This is a genomic window from Kitasatospora sp. NPDC048722, assembly GCF_040650235.1.
In the GTDB taxonomy this organism is placed as follows: Bacteria; Actinomycetota; Actinomycetes; order Streptomycetales; family Streptomycetaceae; genus Kitasatospora.
In genome coordinates this window covers 13,498-30,928 of the sequence record NZ_JBEZGX010000021.1, presented here as the reverse complement: position 1 = coordinate 30,928, position 17,431 = coordinate 13,498, and the positions used below count along the sequence as shown (strand labels likewise).

The window sequence follows — 17,431 nt, the reverse complement described above, 5'->3', positions numbered from 1 at the left end:
GAATGACCGGAACCATCCCCCTCCCCGTCACCGCCGTCACCTGTCTGGAGGACCGCAGCCAGGTCGAGCGCACGGCGACGGTCGACCTCGTCGCGGGCGTCCAGCGCCTGCGCCTGGGCCCGCTCACCGCGCTCGCCGTGGACCGCACCCTGCGCGCCGAGACGAGCGCGCCCGGCAGCCGCGTCCTGGACGCCCGCCTGGTGCGCAGCTGGACCCCGCGCTCCCCGCAGCCGCCGGGCCCGGAGGACTCCGAACTGCGCCACCGGCTCCACGAACTGGACGCCGAGACCCGGCTGACCGACCAGGCCCGCACCCGCCTGGAGGCCCGGCTGGCGCTGCTCGCCCAGCTCTCCGCCGACCTCCTGCGCGAGGTCGGCGAGGGCGCCGGCGTCGGCGAGGTCGAACGCGGCCGCTGGACGCGCGAGCTGGACCGGGTGGACGCCGAGCGCGAGCGCCACGGCGAGGAACTGCGCGCCACCCGCTCCCGGCTGCGCCGCCTGGAGGAGGAGCGCTCGCGGGTGCTGACCGCGCTCGACGAGGCCGAGGAGGAGCCGGCCGAGCTGGTCGCCCACCTGGACCTCACCGTCGAGGCCGCCTCGGCCGGCCCCGGCACGCTGACCGTCAGCCACCTGGTGCCGTGCGCGCTCTGGCGCCCGTCCTACCGCGCCACCCTCGCCGGCGGGAGCCTGAGCCTGGAGTCGGAGGCCGTCGTCTGGCAGCGCACCGGCGAGGACTGGACCGGCGCACGGCTCACCTTCTCCACCGCCCGCTCCGCCCTCGCCACCGATCCGCCCGCGATCACCCCGGACGTCCTGATGCTGCGCGAGCGCACCGCCGAGGAGCGCCGCACGGTCGAGGTCGAGCTGCGTGAGGAGACGGTCAGCACGCTCGCGCCGGACGCCGCCGTGCCGGGCGTGGACGACGGCGGCGAGGTCCGGGTGCTGCCCGCGCCCGCCCCGGCCACCGTGCCGTCCGACGGCCGGGCGCACCGGGTGCCGCTGGGCGGCTTCGAGGCACCGGCGAGCAGCGAGTACGCGTGCGCGCCGGAGCTGTCCCCGCTGGTCACCCAGGTGGTCCGGTTCCGCAACGCGGCCGGGCACCCGCTGCTGGCCGGCCCGGTCGAGCTGGTCCGCGGCAGCGGCTTCACCGGCCGTGGCGAGCTGCGCTTCACCGCGGCCGGCGCCGAGGCCGAGCTGGCGTTCGGCAGCTCGGACGGCTACCGGGTGGTCCGCGAGACCGAGGAGCGGCAGGCCACCGCCGGGCTCACCGGCCGCCAGACGACCACCCGGAAGGTCCGGCTGCACCTGTCCCGGTTCTCCGGCCCGGAGGAGCGGGACGAGCAGGTCGTCACGGTCCGCGAGCGGGTGCCGGTCTCGGAGGTGTCGGCGGTGGAGGTGCGGCTGCGCAAGGAGGAGTGCACCCCGGCCCCGGACGCGTTCGACGCCGAGGGCATCGTGCGCTGGGACGTGCCGCTCGGCCCGGGCGCCCGCCGGACGGTCACGCTGGTGTACGAGATCTCGGCCTCCTCGAAGGTGGCCGGACTCTGACCCCGCCGGGGACGCACCGGGAGCCGTCCCCGAAAACGCACCGGACTTCCGCGCCCAGGTGACAACCGCTCAGCACCAAAGGGACCGAACCGGGTACAAAAGGAACATGATCCTCCATCTCGCACCCCTGGACGACTGGCTGGCCGACCCCGGCCGCCCGTACGCCGCCGCCTCGCTGCTCACCGACGGGTTCATCCACTGCTCGGCGGACGAGCGGACGGCGCTCGCGGTGGCCAACCACTTCTACGCCGACGCCCCCGATCCGCTGATGGTGCTGCTGATCGAGGAGTCGCTGGTGGAACCGATGGTCAAGTGGGAGGCTCCGCACGGCGCACCGCCGCCCGGGGCCACGCCCGGCGTGCAGTTCCCGCACATCTACGGCCGGCTGAACCGGTCCGCCGTGGTGGGCCTGGAGAAGGTCCTGCGCGGCCCGGACGGCCGCTGGGCCTCCCTCACGCCCTGGAGCTGAGGCCCCCGGAGCCGAGAGCCCGGCGCCGGACGACGCCCGGCGGAGGGCTCACAGCCACCCGCGCTCCCGCGCCGCCATGCCCGCCTGGAAGCGGGTGGTGGCGCCCAGCGCCCGCATCAGGCTCTGCAGCCGGCGCTGGGTGGTCCGGGCGCTCCAGCCGAGCGAGCGGGCGATCGACTCGTCGGTCAGGCCGGCCGCCAGCAGGCCCAGCAGCTTGCGGTGGTCGGCCGCCGGCTCCAGCGCCGTGTCCGTCGCGCCGATCGCGGCCTGGAGCTGGACGGCCCGCTCCCACTCGGCCTCGAACAGGGTGTCCAGCGCCTGGAGCAGCGCCGAGGGGTGGATGACGTAGGCGGCGTCGAGGACGCTGTCGCCGACGCTGATCGGGATGATCGCCATCCGGTCGTCCGAGATGATCATCTTCATCGGCAGCGTGGGCCGGACCCGCGCCTCCTCGCCGTCCGCGACGCCGACCAGGATGTTCCGCTCCAGCCGGCCCGGCCAGGCCACCGCCTCCCGGTCGTAGATGGTCCGGAAGCGCAGACCCTCGCGCAGCCGGTCCCGCTGCGTCGGCATGAGCCCCACCGGGTCCTGGATGTACGGCGGGCAGTCGAAGCCGCGCACCTGGTACTGGCTGGTCTCGGTGATGTGCTCCAGCCGCTGGGCGATCGCCTCGCCGCCGGTCAGCACCTCGACCGAGTGCGCCGGGTCGGTGTAGCGCGACGCCTCCCGGAAGGCGTCCATCAGCCGGTGCATCTCGGCCCGCGCGTGGCGCAGTTCGGACTCCCGGTGGCCTATCAGGGTCCCGATCGCGACGTCGGGGGCGACCGGCAGGTAGCGCTGGCGGTCCACCGGCGCGCGGGTGGCCATGCCCTGCTGGGCGAGCCGGTCGAGCGCGCGCACGCTCTGCTGGAGGGTCAGCCCGCAGCTCTCGGCCAGGTCCTCCGCGGTGGACTGCGGGTTGGCCACCAGCGCGGCGTAGACCTGCCCGTCCGGCTCGGCCAGTCCCAGTGCGCTGAGTGGTGCATCGGACACGACGCCGTCTCCCCCTGTTCGCCCCCACCGGCGCCCACCCTGGCGCACTCCCGCCACGTGGCGCGGCGGTGGTCAGGTGGCCATCCTCTGCCACGGATCACGGCGCTGACAAGGCCGTGACCAGCCGGTGCGTCCCGGCTCACACACACGCCGGAGGGCCCCCCGCCACCACGGGCGGGAGACCCTCCGGAGAACTGTCGGTGAACCGGGCCCCTACAGGCCGACCTCGTGCATCAGCTGGCCGACCTCGGGGTTGGTGAGGCGGCGCAGCCAGCCCGACTTCTGGTCGCCCAGCGCGATCGGGCCGAAGTGGGTGCGCACGAGCTTCTCGACCGGGAAGCCGACCTCGGCCAGCATCCGGCGCACGATGTGCTTGCGGCCCTCGTGCAGGGTCACCTCGACCAGGTAGTTCTTGCCGACGTTCGAGATGACCTTGAAACTGTCGGCGCGGGCGTAGCCGTCCTCCAGCTCGACGCCCTTGGCGAGCTGCTTGCCCAGGTCGCGCGGGATCGGGCCCTGGATGGCGGCCAGGTAGGTCTTGGTCACGCCGTACTTGGGGTGGGTGAGTCGGTGGGCCAGCTCGCCGTGGTTGGTGAGCAGGATGATGCCCTCGGTCTCGGTGTCCAGGCGGCCGACGTGGAACAGCCGGGTCTCCCGGTTGGTCACGTAGTCGCCGAGGCACTGGCGCCCCTCCGGGTCCTCCATGGTGGAGACGACGCCGGCCGGCTTGTTGAGCGCGAAGAACAGGTAGGACTGGGTGGCGACGGTCAGGCCGTCGACCTTGATCTCGTCCTTCTCCGGGTCGACGCGCTTGCCCTGCTCGGTCACGGTCCTGCCGTTGACCTCGACGCGGCCCTGCTCGATCAGCTCCTCGCAGGCGCGGCGGCTGCCGATGCCGGCCCGGGCCAGGACCTTCTGCAGACGCTCGCCCTCGGGCTCGCCGAAGGTCTTCGGCAGCTTGACGGCGGGCTTGTCGTGCCGGGCGAGGACGGCGTCCTCGATCCTGGCCTGGAGCTCGCGCGAGCGCTGCGGCTGGCGGCGCGGGTCGCCAGGGGCGCCCTGGCCCTCGCGGCGCGGGCGCGGCGCCGGGCCGGGGCGCCGGCCGGCGAAGCCGCCGCGGGCGGGGGTGGCGTTGGGGCCGCCGCCGAACTCGGGGCGGTCGTAGCGCCGCTCCTCGGGCCGCAGCGGGCGGTCCGGGTAGCGGCGGTCGTCGCGCCGGTCGTCCCTGCGGTCGTCGCGGCGGGAGTCCCGCCCGGACGAGCCGGAGCCGCCGCGCGAGCCCGCGCCGCCGCCGTAGGAGCCGCCGCGCGAGCCACCGCCGTACGAACCGCCGCCGGACGACCCGCCGCGCGAGCCCGCGCCGCCGCGGCCGCCGCCCCCGTAGGAGCCGCCGCCCCGGCCCCCGCCCTGTCCGCCGCGACCGCTTCCGCCGCCGCTGCTGTTCCTGCCGTTGCCACTGCTACGCATCAAAGTGTCCGTACGTCGTTCCGTCTGGGATGTGCGGTCGTTTCGGCCGACCTCACCGCCCCCTGCCGATCGTGCTCAGCCCGACCGGCCTCGCCACTGCCGTCCGCGGCCTGCGCGGCAGCGGCGGCGACCGCCTCCGCGATCATCGTGCCCTCCAGGGACTCCGCTTCCACGTCGTCGACCTCGGGCAGGAAGGGAGCGAGCTCCGGCAGCTCGTCCAGGCCGCGGAGCCCCATCCGTTCCAGGAAGTAGTTCGTCGTCCGATACAGGATCGCACCTGTTTCGGGCTCGGATCCGGCCTCTTCCACCAGTCCTCGCTGTACCAGGGTACGCATCACACCGTCACAGTTCACACCGCGGACGGCCGAGACCCGCGATCTGGACACCGGCTGACGGTAGGCGACGACCGCCAGGGTCTCCAGCGCGGCCTGGGTGAGCCGGGCCTGCTGGCCGTCCAGGACGAAGCGGTCGACGGCCGCGGAGCAGGCGGCCCGGCTGTAGAAGCGCCAGCCGCCGGCGACGTGCCGCAGGTCGAAGCCGCGCCCCTGGGCGGTGTACTCGGCGGACAGCCCGCGCAGGGCGTCGGCGATCTCGGCCCGGGGCCGCTCGAGCACGACGGCCAGCCGGTCCTCGGCCACCGGTTCCTCGACGACCATCAGGATCGCCTCCAGCTCGGCCCGCAGCCCGACGCCGGGCTCGCCGGCGTCCTCGGTCGCTGCCGGGACCGGCGGCACGTCGGAAGTCGGCGGACCCGACTTCTGGTGCACCACGCGCGCCTCGGCCACGGGCACGCCGGCACCGTGCGCCCCGGCCACCGGTTCCGCCGCCCGCTCCGGCTCGTCCAGCACGAGCTCGAAGGCCGGCTCCAGCCACTCCTCGGCCCGCGGCCGCCCGGGCAGCCCCAGCCGGCGGCGCTGCGGCCGCCCGCCACCGTCCGCAGACGTCTCCGTCACCCGTCCTCCTCCTTCTCCCCCGCCGGCCGGTCGAACTCGTCCGTGACCTCCACCGCGCCGCGTCCCGGCTCGGCCACCCACCGCACGGTCAGCTTCCCGAGCGCCTCCGGCTGCTCGAATGCGAGCGCCTGCTCGCGGTAGAGCTCCAGCAGCGCGAGGAAGCGGGCCACGACGACCAGGGTGTCCGGCGCGTCCGCGACCAGCCGCCGGAACGACGCCTCGCCCAGCTCCGTGAGCAGGGCCACCACCAGCCCGGCCTGCTCGCGCACGCTGACCGGCGGGGTGTGGATGTGGTCGACGTACACGACGGGCACCGGCTTGGGCTCCATCGCCTTCGCCGCGAGCTGCGCGAGCCGCTCCGCGCCGATGGTGATGACCACCTCGGGCAGCAGCTCTGCGTGGTGCGGCTCCAGCCCGGCGGTGCGCGGGCGCAGGCGCAGCTCGGCGGCCCAACGCTCCCCGAAGACCTCGGCCGCCCGCTTGTACGCCCGGTACTGCAGCAGCCGCGCGAAGAGCATGTCACGTGCTTCCAGGAGGGCGAGGTCCTCCTCGTCCTCGACCTCGGCGGCGGGCAGCAGCCGCGCGGCCTTGAGGTCGAGCAGGGTGGCGGCGACGACGAGGAACTCGGTCGCCGCGTCGAGGTCCCAGTCCGGTCCCATGGCCCGGATGTGTGCGAGGAACTCGTCCGTCACGGTGGCCAGTGCCACCTCGGTGACGTCCATCCGGTGCTTGGCGATCAGGCCCAGCAGGAGGTCGAAGGGGCCCTCGAAGTTGTCCAGCCGCACCCGGAACCCGCCCCGCGACCCGTCGTCGGTCCCGGGGCTCGCGGGGGTGGCGGGCGGTTGGGTGGTGCCAGGCATGACGTTCCATCTTCACCCGGCCCCGGCGCCCGCCCCGCCCCGGGGCCGTCGACACGCCGTGAGCCCGGGCGCCCCGGAGACGCCCGCCGAGGCCCTGAGGGCCCTGGGGCCCCTAGCGGCCGCGCAGGCGCCGCACCAGGATGGAGGCCTCGCCGCGCTGCTCCAGGTCCGCCAGGACGACCGCGATGGCCTCCCGGACGATCCGCCCGCGGTCCACGGCCAGGCCGTGCTCGCCGCGCAGCACCAGCCGGGTGTGCTCCAGGTCCATGAGCTCCTCGGCGGACACGTACACGGTGATCTTCTCGTCGTGCCGCTCGCGCCCGCTGGGCCGCCGCGGCGCGCGGCCGCGCGGGCGGGCCCGTCCGGCGGTGCCCACCTGCTCCTCGGCGGTGCCGGCGTGCCGGGCGGCCGCCGGGGCGCCGGCCGGGGCGGCGGCGGCGCCGCGGCCGCCCGGGGCCCCTGCGGAGCGCTGCACGGGCGGCTGCGCGGGCGCCGGGACGGTGGCGGCCGGCTGGTCCTGCGGGGACGGCCGGCGTCCCGTCTCGCCGGTTCCCTGGGCGTCCTGCGTGCCCTCGGCGCCCTCGGCGCCGTCCGTGCCGTTGCCGGTCCGCGCGGTCTCCGGTCTGGATGCCTCGGCGGCCGGACGCGGCGCGAGGGACGGCGACAGCGCCATCCCGCCGGTGGTCCGGAACAGTTCGTCGGCACCCGGGAGACTCACTCGGCGGGGCGGCACCGGTCGAGCACCTCCCTGGCGAGCTGGCGGTAGGCGGCGGCACCGACCGAGTTGGTCGCGTAGGTGGTGATCGGCTCGCCGGCGACGGTGGTCTCCGGGAAGCGCACGGTCCGCCCGATGACGGTGTGGAAGACGTGCTCGCCGAACGCCTCGACGACGCGCGCGAGCACCTCGCGGCTGTGCACGGTGCGCGAGTCGTACATGGTGGCGAGGATGCCGTCCAGGCGCAGCTCGGGGTTGAGCCGCTCGCAGACCTTCTCGATGGTCTCGGTGAGCAGCGCGACGCCGCGCAGGGCGAAGAACTCGCACTCCAGCGGGACGATGACGCTGTGAGCGGCCGTCAGCGCATTGACCGTCAGCAGACCCAGCGAGGGCTGGCAGTCGATGATGACGTAGTCGTAGTCCGGCAGCAGGGGCTTCAGGGCGCGCGCCAGCGCGGACTCCCGGGCGACCTCGCTGACCAGCTGAACCTCGGCGGCGGAGAGGTCGATGTTGGACGGCAGCAGGTCCATGCCCGGCACGGCCGTCTTGAGCAGGACCTCATCGGCCGTCAGGCCGCGCTCCATGAGCAGGTTGTAGACCGTGACGTCGAGTTCCATCGGATTGACGCCGAGTCCGACCGAGAGCGCGCCCTGCGGGTCGAAGTCGACGAGCAGCACCCGGCGGCCGTACTCGGCCAGCGCGGCGCCCAGGTTGATGGTCGACGTGGTCTTGCCGACGCCGCCCTTCTGGTTGCACATCGCGATGATCTGCGCGGGGCCGTGCTCGGCCACCGGCGCGGGGATCGGGAAGTAGGGCAGCGGGCGGCCGGTGGGGCCGACCCGCTCGCGGCGCTGGCGCGCGGCGTCGGGGGCCAGCGTGGCGGCGTACTCCGGGTCCGGCTCGTACTCGGCGTCCGGGTCGTCGTAGGCGCCGTAGGCGAACTCGCCGTAGGCCAGGCCGTAGGCCGCCAAGTCGGCGTCGTGATCGGTCACCGTGGTCACCTGCGCTGTGTTCTGACGTGCTTCGAAGGTACGGAGTGCGACCGAGCCGACCTCGGCCGAGCCCACGGAGGGCTGCCGGGCCCCGGGCTCCTCACTCGGCTGGCCGGCGGTGCGTTCCGCCAGTCCTGGCTGACCACCCCCGGGAGCAAATGTCGACTCATTCACAAGTCGTCTTACCTCCTTGGGCATCCAGGACTCTATGTCGATTCGTCAGCGTGGCAGCAGCCGACGGTTTGCGACTCTAGGCCGTTCAAGGCGTTCGCAGCAACACAATCCACGGTAGTGGGCCTCATGTGTCGACTATCGGGCGGGCCGCTGTCAAGGGATGAGTGGCCTGTTGACCCTAACGTTTCTGCGCCGGGGTGCGGTGGGGTGACACGACCGACGGAAATTGACGACAGAGCGACCCGCCCACGCCACCGGCCGTTCACGCGCACGGCGAAGCCCCCGACCCGAGGGGAGAGGGTCGGGGGCGAACGACCGCCGCGCGGTCAGGGTGTTCAGGCGAGCACGCTCTCCAGGGACACCGACTCCAGGCCGAAGGCCTCGGCGACGGCCGGGAAGGTGATCTGGCCCTCGTGCACGTTCAGGCCCTTGGCGAGCGCCGGGTCACGGCGCAGCGCCTCCTTCCACCCGCGGTTGGCCAGCTCGACGACGTACGGCAGCGTCGCGTTGGTCAGCGCGTAGGTGGAGGTGTTCGGGACGGCGCCCGGCATGTTGGCCACGCAGTAGAAGACCGAGTCGTGGACCTGGAAGGTCGGCTCGGCGTGCGTGGTGGGACGCGAGTCCTCGAAGCAGCCGCCCTGGTCGATGGCGATGTCGACGAGCACGGAGCCCGGCTTCATGCGGGAGACCAGCTCGTTGGTGACGAGCTTCGGGGCCTTGGCACCCGGGATCAGCACGGCGCCGATGACCAGGTCGGCCTCGATGACGGCCTTCTCCAGCTCGAAGGTGTTGGAGACGATGGCCTTGATCTTCGTGCCGAAGATGCGGTCGGCCTCGCGCAGCTTGTTGATGTCGCGGTCGAGCAGGGTCACGTCGTAGCCCATGCCGATGGCGATGGTGGCCGCGTGCCAGCCGGAGACGCCACCGCCGATGACGACGGCCTTGGCCGGGTGGGTGCCGGGCACGCCACCGGGCAGCACGCCGCGGCCGCCGGCCGGACGCATCAGGTGGTAGGAGCCGACCTGCGGGGCCAGGCGGCCCGCGACCTCGGACATCGGGGCGAGCAGCGGCAGGGCGCCGTTGCCGAGCTGCACGGTCTCGTAGGCGATCGCGGTGGTGCCGGACGCGACGAGCGCGTCGGTGCCGGCGCGGTCGGCCGCCAGGTGCAGGTACGTGAAGAGGGTCTGGCCCTTGCGGAGGCGGTGGTACTCCGAGGCGATGGGCTCCTTGACCTTCAGCAGCAGGTCGGCGGTGGCCCACACCTCGTCGGCGGTGGGGAGGATGGTGGCACCGGCGGCCACGTACTCCTCGTTGGGGATCGAGGAGCCGACACCGGCGTTGTCCTCGATGTAGACCTCGTGTCCGTTGCGGACCAGCTCATGCACGCCGGCGGGCGTGATGGCCACGCGGTACTCGTGGTTCTTGACCTCGCGGGGGATGCCGACCTTCACGGCTAAACACGTCCTCTTGCCATGGGGGTCCCTACCGGAGAAGACCGGCGGGCGCCGCGCACGGGGGGAAGCCTCCGGGGGCAGCCCGGGGCATGGATCGCTGCGCGACTGAGTTCGAGTGTAATGAAGCCCAGTCGGCGTGTCAGCCTTCCAAAGTGACTAATTTTGCCGGACACATTGGCAGGTTCGTAGGCTTCCGCCTCGATCTTCCCGTCAAAGAAGTCCGAACCGGACATCTAAGACAATACCCCTGAACCGCCGCTCACCACCCGGTGTGGAGGCGTTCGCGCAGGTCCGCCAGACTGGCCCCGACGGCCTCCTGGCCCCGTTCGTCGCCGAGCCTGCGCAGCACCGCCAGGGCGGCGCGGTACTCCCGCTCGGCCTCCTCGAAACGGCGCTGGGCGGTGTGCGCCTCGGCCACCCGGGCGAGCAGCCGGGCCTCCGCCGCGTGCTCCCCCATCGACTGCCGCAACCCGAGTGCCCGCCCGTACCAGTCGGCGGCGCGCACGGCGTCCCCGAGCGCCCGGTGGCACCCGGCCGCGCCCTCCAGCGCCCGCGCGCAGAGCGGCTGGTCGCCGACGCTGCGGGCGTGCTCCAGGGCGGCCCGGTAGTGCGTCCCGGCGAGCTCCCAGCGCCCGGCGGCGGCCTGCAGGTCGCCCAGGTTGAGCAGCGCGGCCGAGGCGCGCCGGGGCCGGCCGTTGCGCTCGGCGACGGTCAGCACCAGCTCGTGCAGCCGGTGGAGGTCGGCGGGCGCGGCGCCGCCGGTGAGCGGCAGCGCCCGCAGCAGCGCGGTGACCAGCCGCCCGGCCGAGCCGTCGAGGTCGCCCTGGCCGATCGCGTCGCCGACGGCGCCGAGCAGGAGGTCCCGCTCGCCGAGCAGCCACTCCCGGGCGTGCGCGGCCGAGCGCAGCCGCAGCGCGGCGGGCAGCGGGTCCGGTGCGGGGCCGCCGGCCGGGTCGAGCAGCGCCCGGGCCGACTCGGTGAGCCGGACCATCCGTTCCAGCAGCCTGGCCCGGGCGAGCTCGGTCTCGGCGGGCCGGTCCTCGTGCTCGCGCAGCCGGACGAGCCGCGGGTAGAGCCGCGCCGGCACCCGGTAGCGCGGCGTGCCGTCGGGGGCCGGCGGCTCCTCGGCGAGCAGTTCCCGCCCGGCGAGCGCGGCCAGCGTCGCGGCGGCGTCCGGTACCGGGCAGCCGACCAGGGCGGAGGCGGTGCGGGGGTCGGCCGTCTGGGCGGGGGCCAGCGTGAGGGCGCGCAGCATCCGCGCCTGGGCGGCCGGCAGCGTGCGGTACACCAGGGTGAACGCGCCGACCAGCGGGTCGTTGTCGGGGACGGGCACCGGCTCGGCGGGCTCGGGGGCGGGCTTGACCCAGGCCGCCGGGTCCGTGGCCGGTTCGGCGGGAGGTTCCGGCGCCACGGCGGCGCCGTCGGCCCCGGCACCCTTCGCGTCATCGGGGCTGTTGGTCCCCTTGCCCGCCCTGACTCCCCTGTCGGTCTTCGCGCCCTTCGGGGCCGCCGCCTTCTCCTCCTTCTTCCCGTCGTCCACGACACTCTTCACGACACTCTTCGCGGTCCCCTTCGCCCCGTCGTTCGGAGCGTCCTTGCCGCCGTCCCTCGCGGCCTTGTTCCGGTCCGCCGGCGGCCGGGCCCCCTCCTCGCTCAGGACGCCCGCGAGCTCGCGCGCCGCGTCCGTGACGGCCGTCTTCGGGTTGCCGCGCAGCCACCCGGCCATCAGCCGCAGCGCGGCCGGGCGGGCGGCACAGGCCTCGGCGAGGTCGGCGCCGCCGACCGGGTCGCAGGAGAGCCGGGTGCCGCCGACCAGGTCGGCGAGCAGCTCGCCGGAGGCCTGCCGGTCGAGCCCGCCGAGGATGACGGGGTCGATGTCCTCGATGCCGGTGAGCGGCCCGGCGGTGGTGGCGAGCACCAGGCAGCCGGGCTCGTCGGCGAGCAGCGGCCACAACTGCCCGGCGTCCCGGACGTCGTCGAGCAGCAGCAGGACCCTGCGGCCGGTCAGGGCCTCGCGCAGCGCGACGCAGGCCGGCTCGTCGCGCCCGTCCTCGGTCGCGCCGGGCAGCGGCACGTCCGCGTCCGGGTCGAGCTGCTCCAGCAGGAGGCGGGCGGCGCGGGCGGGCGGCACCCGCGCGCCGTCGGGCGCGGACAGGCGGGTGAAGAGCACGCCGTCGGGGTAGTCCGCGGCGACGGTGCGGGCGAAGCGCACGGCGAGCGCGGTGCGGCCCGAGCCGGGGCGCCCGGCGAGCACGAGCACCGGGCTGCGGCCGGCGGCCGGGCGGGCCGCGGCGGCCCGCAGCGCGGCCAGTTCGGCGCGCCGCCCGGCGAACACCGTCGGGCCCGCCGGCAGCCGCTCCACACCGGGCACGGACCCGGCGGGCACTCCGGGGCCGGCGTCCATCGTCACCGTCTTCCTCGCCACCCGTGCCCACTCCCGACATCGTCCGGTGCTCAGCGCACGCGGCCCGGGACGGACCGCCTGTCTGCGAAGCGTAGTTCGGCCGTCCGGCCCGGCCGAGGTGACATCCGGTCGTACGAACCGGCAAATCACCCCGCCGGATCAACGGGAGCGCCGGGAGCGCCCCGGGAGGGCCGGCTCAGGCCTCGAAGGGCCGGGCCGGCCAGGGCGCCTCCGGCGGGCGCAGCGCGTCCAGCCCGCCGGGAGTCGTCAGCGCCGCGTGCACGGCGAGCGTGCCGGTGATCAGCGTCGGGTTGTGCAGCCGCCCGGCCTGGATCAGCCGGATCAGCTCGGGCACCGGCACCCGGGCCGTCTCGATCTCCTGCTCCTCGCCCTCGGCCGAGTAGCGCTCGCCCTCGGCGTCGGACAGGTCGGTCGCGAGGAACATCCGCAGCGCCTCGTCGGTGCCGCCCGGGGAGGTGTAGTAGTCGGCGAGCACCCGCCAGGTGCCGGCCTCGACGTGGGCCTCCTCGTACAGCTCCCGCTTGGCCGCGTGCCACGGGTTCTCGCCGGGAACGTCGAGCAGGCCGGCCGGCAGCTCCCAGAGCCGCTGGCGGACGGGGTGGCGGTACTGGCGCAGGATCAGCACCCGCTCCTTGTCGTCCAGGGCGAGCACCGACACCGAGCCGGGGTGGGTCTGGTAGTCGCGGCGGGCCCAGCTGCCGTCGGGCATCCGGACCTCCTCGCTGCGCACGCCGGTGACCCGGCCCTGGAACGGCGTCCGGCCCTCCCGGACCTCCCACTCCTCGGCCGCGTCGGCGATCACCCGGTCGCTGCTGTCGTCCATCGCTCTCCCCTTTTCGTCAGTACGACACAATCTAACGCCGGACGGCGGCCCCGCGGGAATCGCGGGGCCGCCGTCGGGTGAACGACCGGGACCGAGGAGGGTGTGACTACTCGGGCGCCGCGGTCTTGATCGCGATGGCCGCCTTGACCAGGCCCGCGAACAGCGGGTGCGGGCGGGTCGGACGGGACTTCAGCTCCGGGTGGGCCTGGGTGGCCACCAGGTACGGGTGCACCTCGCGCGGGTACTCGACGTACTCGACCAGGTCGCCCTTGGGCGAGAGGCCGGAGAACTGCAGGCCGGTCTTCTCCAGGTCCGCGCGGTAGGCGTTGTTGACCTCGTAGCGGTGGCGGTGGCGCTCCTCGACGTACTGCTCGCCGCCGTAGACCTCACGGACGATCGAGCCCTCGGCGAGCTTGGCCGGGTAGAGGCCGAGGCGCATGGTGCCGCCCAGGTCGCCCTTGCCGTCGACGATCGCCAGCTGCTCGGCCATGGTGGAGATCACCGGGTGCTTGGCGGCGGCGTCGAACTCGGTGGAGTTGGCCTCCGGCAGGCCGGCCAGGTTGCGGGCCGCCTCGATGACCACGCACTGCAGGCCCAGGCACAGGCCCAGCAGCGGGACCTTGTTCTCGCGGGCGAAGGTGATGGCGCCGACCTTGCCGTTGACGCCGCGGTCGCCGAAGCCGCCGGGGATGCAGATCGCGTCCACGTCGCCGAGCTGGTCGCGGGCGCCCTCGGGCGTCTCGCAGTCGTCGGACGTGACCCACTTGATCTCGACCCGGGCGTTGTTGGCGAAGCCGCCGGCGCGCAGCGCCTCGGTCACCGACAGGTAGGCGTCCGGCAGGTCGATGTACTTGCCGACCAGGGCGACCTTGACGATGTGCTGCGGCTCGTGGACGCGGCGCAGCAGGTCGTCCCAGGTGGTCCAGTCCACGTCGCGGAACGGCAGGTCGAGCCGGCGCACCACGTAGGCGTCCAGGCCCTCGCCGTGCAGGACCTTGGGGATGTCGTAGATCGACTTCGCGTCGATGGCCGCGACCACGGCCTCCTCGTCCACGTCGCACATCAGCGAGATCTTGCGCTTGATGGCCTGCGGGACCTCGCGGTCGGCGCGCAGCACGATCGCGTCGGGCTGGATGCCGATGTTGCGCAGCGCGGCGACGGAGTGCTGGGTCGGCTTGGTCTTGAGCTCGCCCGAGGGGCCGATGTAGGGCAGCAGGGAGACGTGCACGAAGAACACGTTGTCCCGGCCGACCTCGTGGCGGACCTGGCGGACGGCCTCCAGGAACGGCAGCGACTCGATGTCGCCGACGGTGCCGCCGACCTCGGTGATCACGACGTCGACGTCCTCGGTCGCCATGCGGCGGATCCGGGACTTGATCTCGTTGGTGATGTGCGGGATGACCTGGACCGTGTCGCCCAGGTACTCGCCGCGCCGCTCCTTGGCGATCACGGTGGAGTAGACCTGGCCGGTGGTCACGTTGGCCGAGCCGTGCAGGTTGGTGTCCAGGAACCGCTCGTAGTGGCCGATGTCCAGGTCGGTCTCGGCGCCGTCGTCGGTGACGAAGACCTCACCGTGCTGGAACGGGTTCATGGTGCCCGGGTCCACGTTGAGGTACGGGTCGAGCTTCTGCATCGTGACGCGCAGTCCGCGGGCCTTGAGCAGGGCGCCGAGGCTGGAGGCGGTGAGCCCCTTGCCGAGCGAAGAGGCGACACCCCCGGTGACGAAGAGGTGCTTGGTCGTCACGGCGCGGCCGTTCGCTGCCTTGCCGGAATGGGGCTGTGCCAAGAGGGGGCTCCCGTGGGTCGCGAGTCGAAAGTGACGTGGGTGGGGGCTCACCGGCTCGCCGGGCGACGAGGGGGTGCGGTGTGAGGCACGGCACCCGAAGAGTCGTCGGTTCGGCTGGTCCGGGGCGTTTGATCCCACCGGTCCACGGGATACCAGGGTATCAGTGACCCGACCCGGACGCCTTCCCGGCCGCTCGCACCGGCGTCACGGCGCACGCGGGGCGCACCACCGGCGCACCGTACGGCGCATCCGTCACACCGGTCGCACACCTGCCGGACCGGGCCACGCCGGCACTCCCCGACTGGGCCATGACGCCCCCTCCTGGCGGACCACCCGGAAGTGATCCGTCCGGACCATCCTGCACGCCTCCTCCGCGATGCACGGCATTTCCCCCGAATTGTGGCGCCACACGGGGCTGCGTCCGCGTGCTTCGCCCCTTTCGTCCGTCGTAAGCTGCACGGACGCATCGCCGACAGCACGAGCACGCGGAGGGCGTGGGAGGGTCAGGACGCTCCCGGTCCCCGATGCGCGACCGGACCTCTCCGTAATCCAGCTCCTCCCCCACCCACCCCGGGGCTCCACCGAGCCCCGCGCGGACACTCCGGCAAGGCCCGCCACCACCCACCGGCGAGCCGGACGGTCCGGGGTGGGCCTCCGGCCCCGCAGACCGCTCGCTCCCCTCGGATCGCCGATGCGTCGTGACCACATTGCGAACTGGAGATCCACGTGGCCGGCCGTATCGAGGACTACGCACTCATCGGGGACATGCAGACCGCCGCCCTGGTCAGCAGGGACGGGGCGGTCGACTGGCTGTGCCTGCCCCGCTTCGACTCGCCGGCCGTGTTCGCCGGCCTGCTGGGCACCGATGAACACGGCTTCTGGCGGATCGGCCCGGCCGAAGCCGTCGCGACCGAGGTCCCCGGCGCCACGGCCGTCCCGGCACCGCTCACCGGCCGGGTCCGCTTCGCCGACACGGCCGACCTGCGGATCCCCCCGCCCACCGCCGCCGCCCCCGCCGTGCCCGCCGACCGCCGCCGCTACCGGGGCGACTCGCTGATCCTGGAGCAGGAGTGGGACGCCCAGGGCGGCACCGTCCGGGTGATCGACTTCATGCCGCCGCGCCCGCTGGCCGGCAAGGACGCCGTCCCCCAGGTGATCCGGATCGTCGAGGGCGTGGCCGGCACCGTCCGGATGCGCTCGGCGGTGCGGATGCGCTTCTCCTACGGCCGCATCGTGCCCTGGGTGCACCGGGTCGAGCAGGCCGACGGCGGGCACCGCACCGTCGCCGTCGCCGGGCCCGACTCGGTCTGGCTGGACGGCGAGGCCGACACCTACGGCCGCAACCTCACGACCTACGCCGACTTCACCGTCGCCGCCGGCGAGCGGATCGCCTTCGCCCTCACCTGGCAGGCCTCCCACCTGGACGCGCCGAACGTCCCCGACGCCGAGGGGCTGCTCGACGCCACCGCCGACTTCTGGCACGAGTGGGCCGAGCAGTGCACCTACCAGGGCCCCTACCGCGAGGCCGTCATCCGCTCGCTGATCACCCTCAAGGGCCTCACCTACGCCCCCACCGGCGGCATCGTCGCCGCCCCCACCACCTCCCTGCCCGAGGACATCGGCGGCGAGCGCAACTGGGACTACCGCTACACGTGGCTGCGCGACGCCGCGATCACCCTCTCCTCGCTCCTGCGCACCGGCTACCGCGACGAGGCCAAGGCCTGGCGCGAGTGGCTGCTGCGCGCGGTCGCCGGCGACCCGGAGAACCTGCAGATCATGTACGGCATCGCGGGCGAGCGCGAGCTCACCGAGTCCTCGCTGGACTGGCTGCCCGGCTACGAGAACTCCCAGCCCGTGCGGATCGGCAACGGCGCCGCGGGCCAGCTCCAGCTCGACGTCTACGGCGAGGTCGTCGAGGCCCTGCACCTGGCCCACATGACCGGCCTGGTGCGCAACGACCACGCCCACCACCTCCAGCTGCGCCTGATCGGGTACCTGGAGGACCACTGGCAGAACCCGGACGAGGGCATCTGGGAGGTCCGCGGCCCGCGCCGGCACTTCGTCCACTCCAAGGTGATGGCCTGGGTCGCCGTCGACCGCACCATCAAGCTGCTGGAGCAGACCCCCGAGGACGCCCCCGACGACGACCAGCTGGAGCGCTGGCGCGAGCTGCGCGACACCATCCACCGGGACGTCTGCGAGAAGGGCTACGACCCCGAGCGCAACACCTTCACCCAGTACTACGGCGGCAGGGAACTGGACGCCTCGCTGCTGCTCATCCCCCAGGTCGGCTTCCTCCCGCCGGACGACAAGCGCGTCATCGGCACCATCGAGGCCATCCAGCGCGAACTGTCCACCGAGGACGGCTTCGTGCTGCGCTACCCCACCCACGACGAGAGCGGCAACAACGTCGACGGCCTCTCCGGCCACGAGGGGGCCTTCCTCGCCTGCTCGTTCTGGCTGGCCGACGACCTCGCCATGATCGGCCGGGTCCAGGAGGCCCGCGAGCTGTTCGACAAGCTGCTCGGGCTGCGCAACGACCTCGGCCTGCTCGCCGAGGAGTGGGACCCGCGCGAGAAGCGCCAGGTCGGCAACTTCCCGCAGGCCTTCAGCCACGTCCCGCTGATCGACACCGCGCTGCGCCTGACCGCCTGCGGCGGCGCCTACCTGTCGGCCCAGCCCGACGGCCTCGCCGGCGAGCGGGTGGAGCAGGCGACCGTCTGACCGGCCCCGG

The 17,431-nt window shown here is 73.9% G+C and carries 13 protein-coding genes; 3 read left to right on the top strand and 10 right to left on the bottom strand.

Features of this window, described 5'->3' with window-relative positions:
* The first annotated feature begins 2 nt into the window (after nt 1–2).
* Nucleotides 3–1,547 carry a mucoidy inhibitor MuiA family protein gene (locus AB0C76_RS17545; RefSeq protein WP_359965474.1) on the top strand — a complete coding sequence of 515 codons (1,545 nt, stop codon included), beginning with the start codon at nt 3–5 and terminating at the stop codon, nt 1,545–1,547.
* Nucleotides 1,548–1,653: 106 nt separating this feature from the next.
* Nucleotides 1,654–2,016 (top strand): DUF952 domain-containing protein, encoded by a 363-nt coding sequence (locus tag AB0C76_RS17540; RefSeq protein WP_359965471.1) that lies wholly within the window; start codon nt 1,654–1,656, stop codon nt 2,014–2,016.
* A gap of 48 nt (nt 2,017–2,064) precedes the next feature.
* Here the strand turns inward: AB0C76_RS17540 and AB0C76_RS17535 are convergent, their stop codons facing one another.
* From AB0C76_RS17535 to AB0C76_RS17490, 10 genes are all read right to left on the bottom strand, one after another.
* Nucleotides 2,065–3,048 (bottom strand): helix-turn-helix domain-containing protein, encoded by a 984-nt coding sequence (locus AB0C76_RS17535; RefSeq protein WP_359965468.1) that lies wholly within the window; start codon nt 3,046–3,048, stop codon nt 2,065–2,067.
* Between the two features lie 213 nt (nt 3,049–3,261).
* Nucleotides 3,262–4,515 (bottom strand): pseudouridine synthase, encoded by a 1,254-nt coding sequence (locus tag AB0C76_RS17530; RefSeq protein WP_359965465.1) that lies wholly within the window; start codon nt 4,513–4,515, stop codon nt 3,262–3,264.
* Nucleotides 4,515–5,249: an SMC-Scp complex subunit ScpB gene (gene scpB, locus AB0C76_RS17525; RefSeq protein WP_359965692.1), complete on the bottom strand. Its 735-nt coding sequence runs from the start codon at nt 5,247–5,249 to the stop codon at nt 4,515–4,517. Before scpB ends, AB0C76_RS17530 begins: the two co-directional genes overlap by 1 nt.
* Nucleotides 5,250–5,464: 215 nt before the next feature.
* The gene (locus AB0C76_RS17520; RefSeq protein WP_359965462.1) at nt 5,465–6,328 is read right to left on the bottom strand and encodes a segregation/condensation protein A; all 864 of its coding nucleotides are present in this window, start codon (nt 6,326–6,328) and stop codon (nt 5,465–5,467) included.
* 112 nt (nt 6,329–6,440) lie between these two features.
* Nucleotides 6,441–7,046, bottom strand: a complete 606-nt coding sequence (locus AB0C76_RS17515) for a hypothetical protein (RefSeq protein WP_359965459.1) — start codon at nt 7,044–7,046, stop codon at nt 6,441–6,443.
* On the bottom strand, nt 7,043–8,209 hold the full coding sequence (locus AB0C76_RS17510; protein ID WP_350883705.1) for a ParA family protein: 1,167 nt from the start codon (nt 8,207–8,209) through the stop codon (nt 7,043–7,045). The genes AB0C76_RS17515 and AB0C76_RS17510 overlap by 4 nt, the downstream gene beginning before the upstream one ends.
* Nucleotides 8,210–8,544: 335 nt before the next feature.
* A complete protein-coding gene (ald, locus tag AB0C76_RS17505; protein ID WP_329924486.1) occupies nt 8,545–9,660 on the bottom strand; it encodes an alanine dehydrogenase in 1,116 nt (371 codons plus the stop codon).
* A gap of 262 nt (nt 9,661–9,922) precedes the next feature.
* Entirely contained in the window at nt 9,923–12,088 is a 2,166-nt protein-coding gene (locus tag AB0C76_RS17500) for a tetratricopeptide repeat protein (RefSeq protein WP_359965455.1), read from the bottom strand.
* Nucleotides 12,089–12,263: 175 nt separating this feature from the next.
* Nucleotides 12,264–12,911 carry an NUDIX hydrolase gene (locus AB0C76_RS17495; protein ID WP_359965453.1) on the bottom strand — a complete coding sequence of 216 codons (648 nt, stop codon included), beginning with the start codon at nt 12,909–12,911 and terminating at the stop codon, nt 12,264–12,266.
* Nucleotides 12,912–13,017: 106 nt separating this feature from the next.
* Entirely contained in the window at nt 13,018–14,655 is a 1,638-nt protein-coding gene (locus AB0C76_RS17490) for a CTP synthase (RefSeq protein WP_359965689.1), read from the bottom strand.
* 768 nt (nt 14,656–15,423) lie between these two features.
* On the opposite strand from AB0C76_RS17490, the gene AB0C76_RS17485 reads away from it, so the two are divergent.
* Complete coding sequence (locus tag AB0C76_RS17485) at nt 15,424–17,421, top strand: glycoside hydrolase family 15 protein (protein WP_359965450.1); 1,998 nt, start codon at nt 15,424–15,426, stop codon at nt 17,419–17,421.
* The last annotated feature ends 10 nt before the right edge of the window (nt 17,422–17,431 follow it).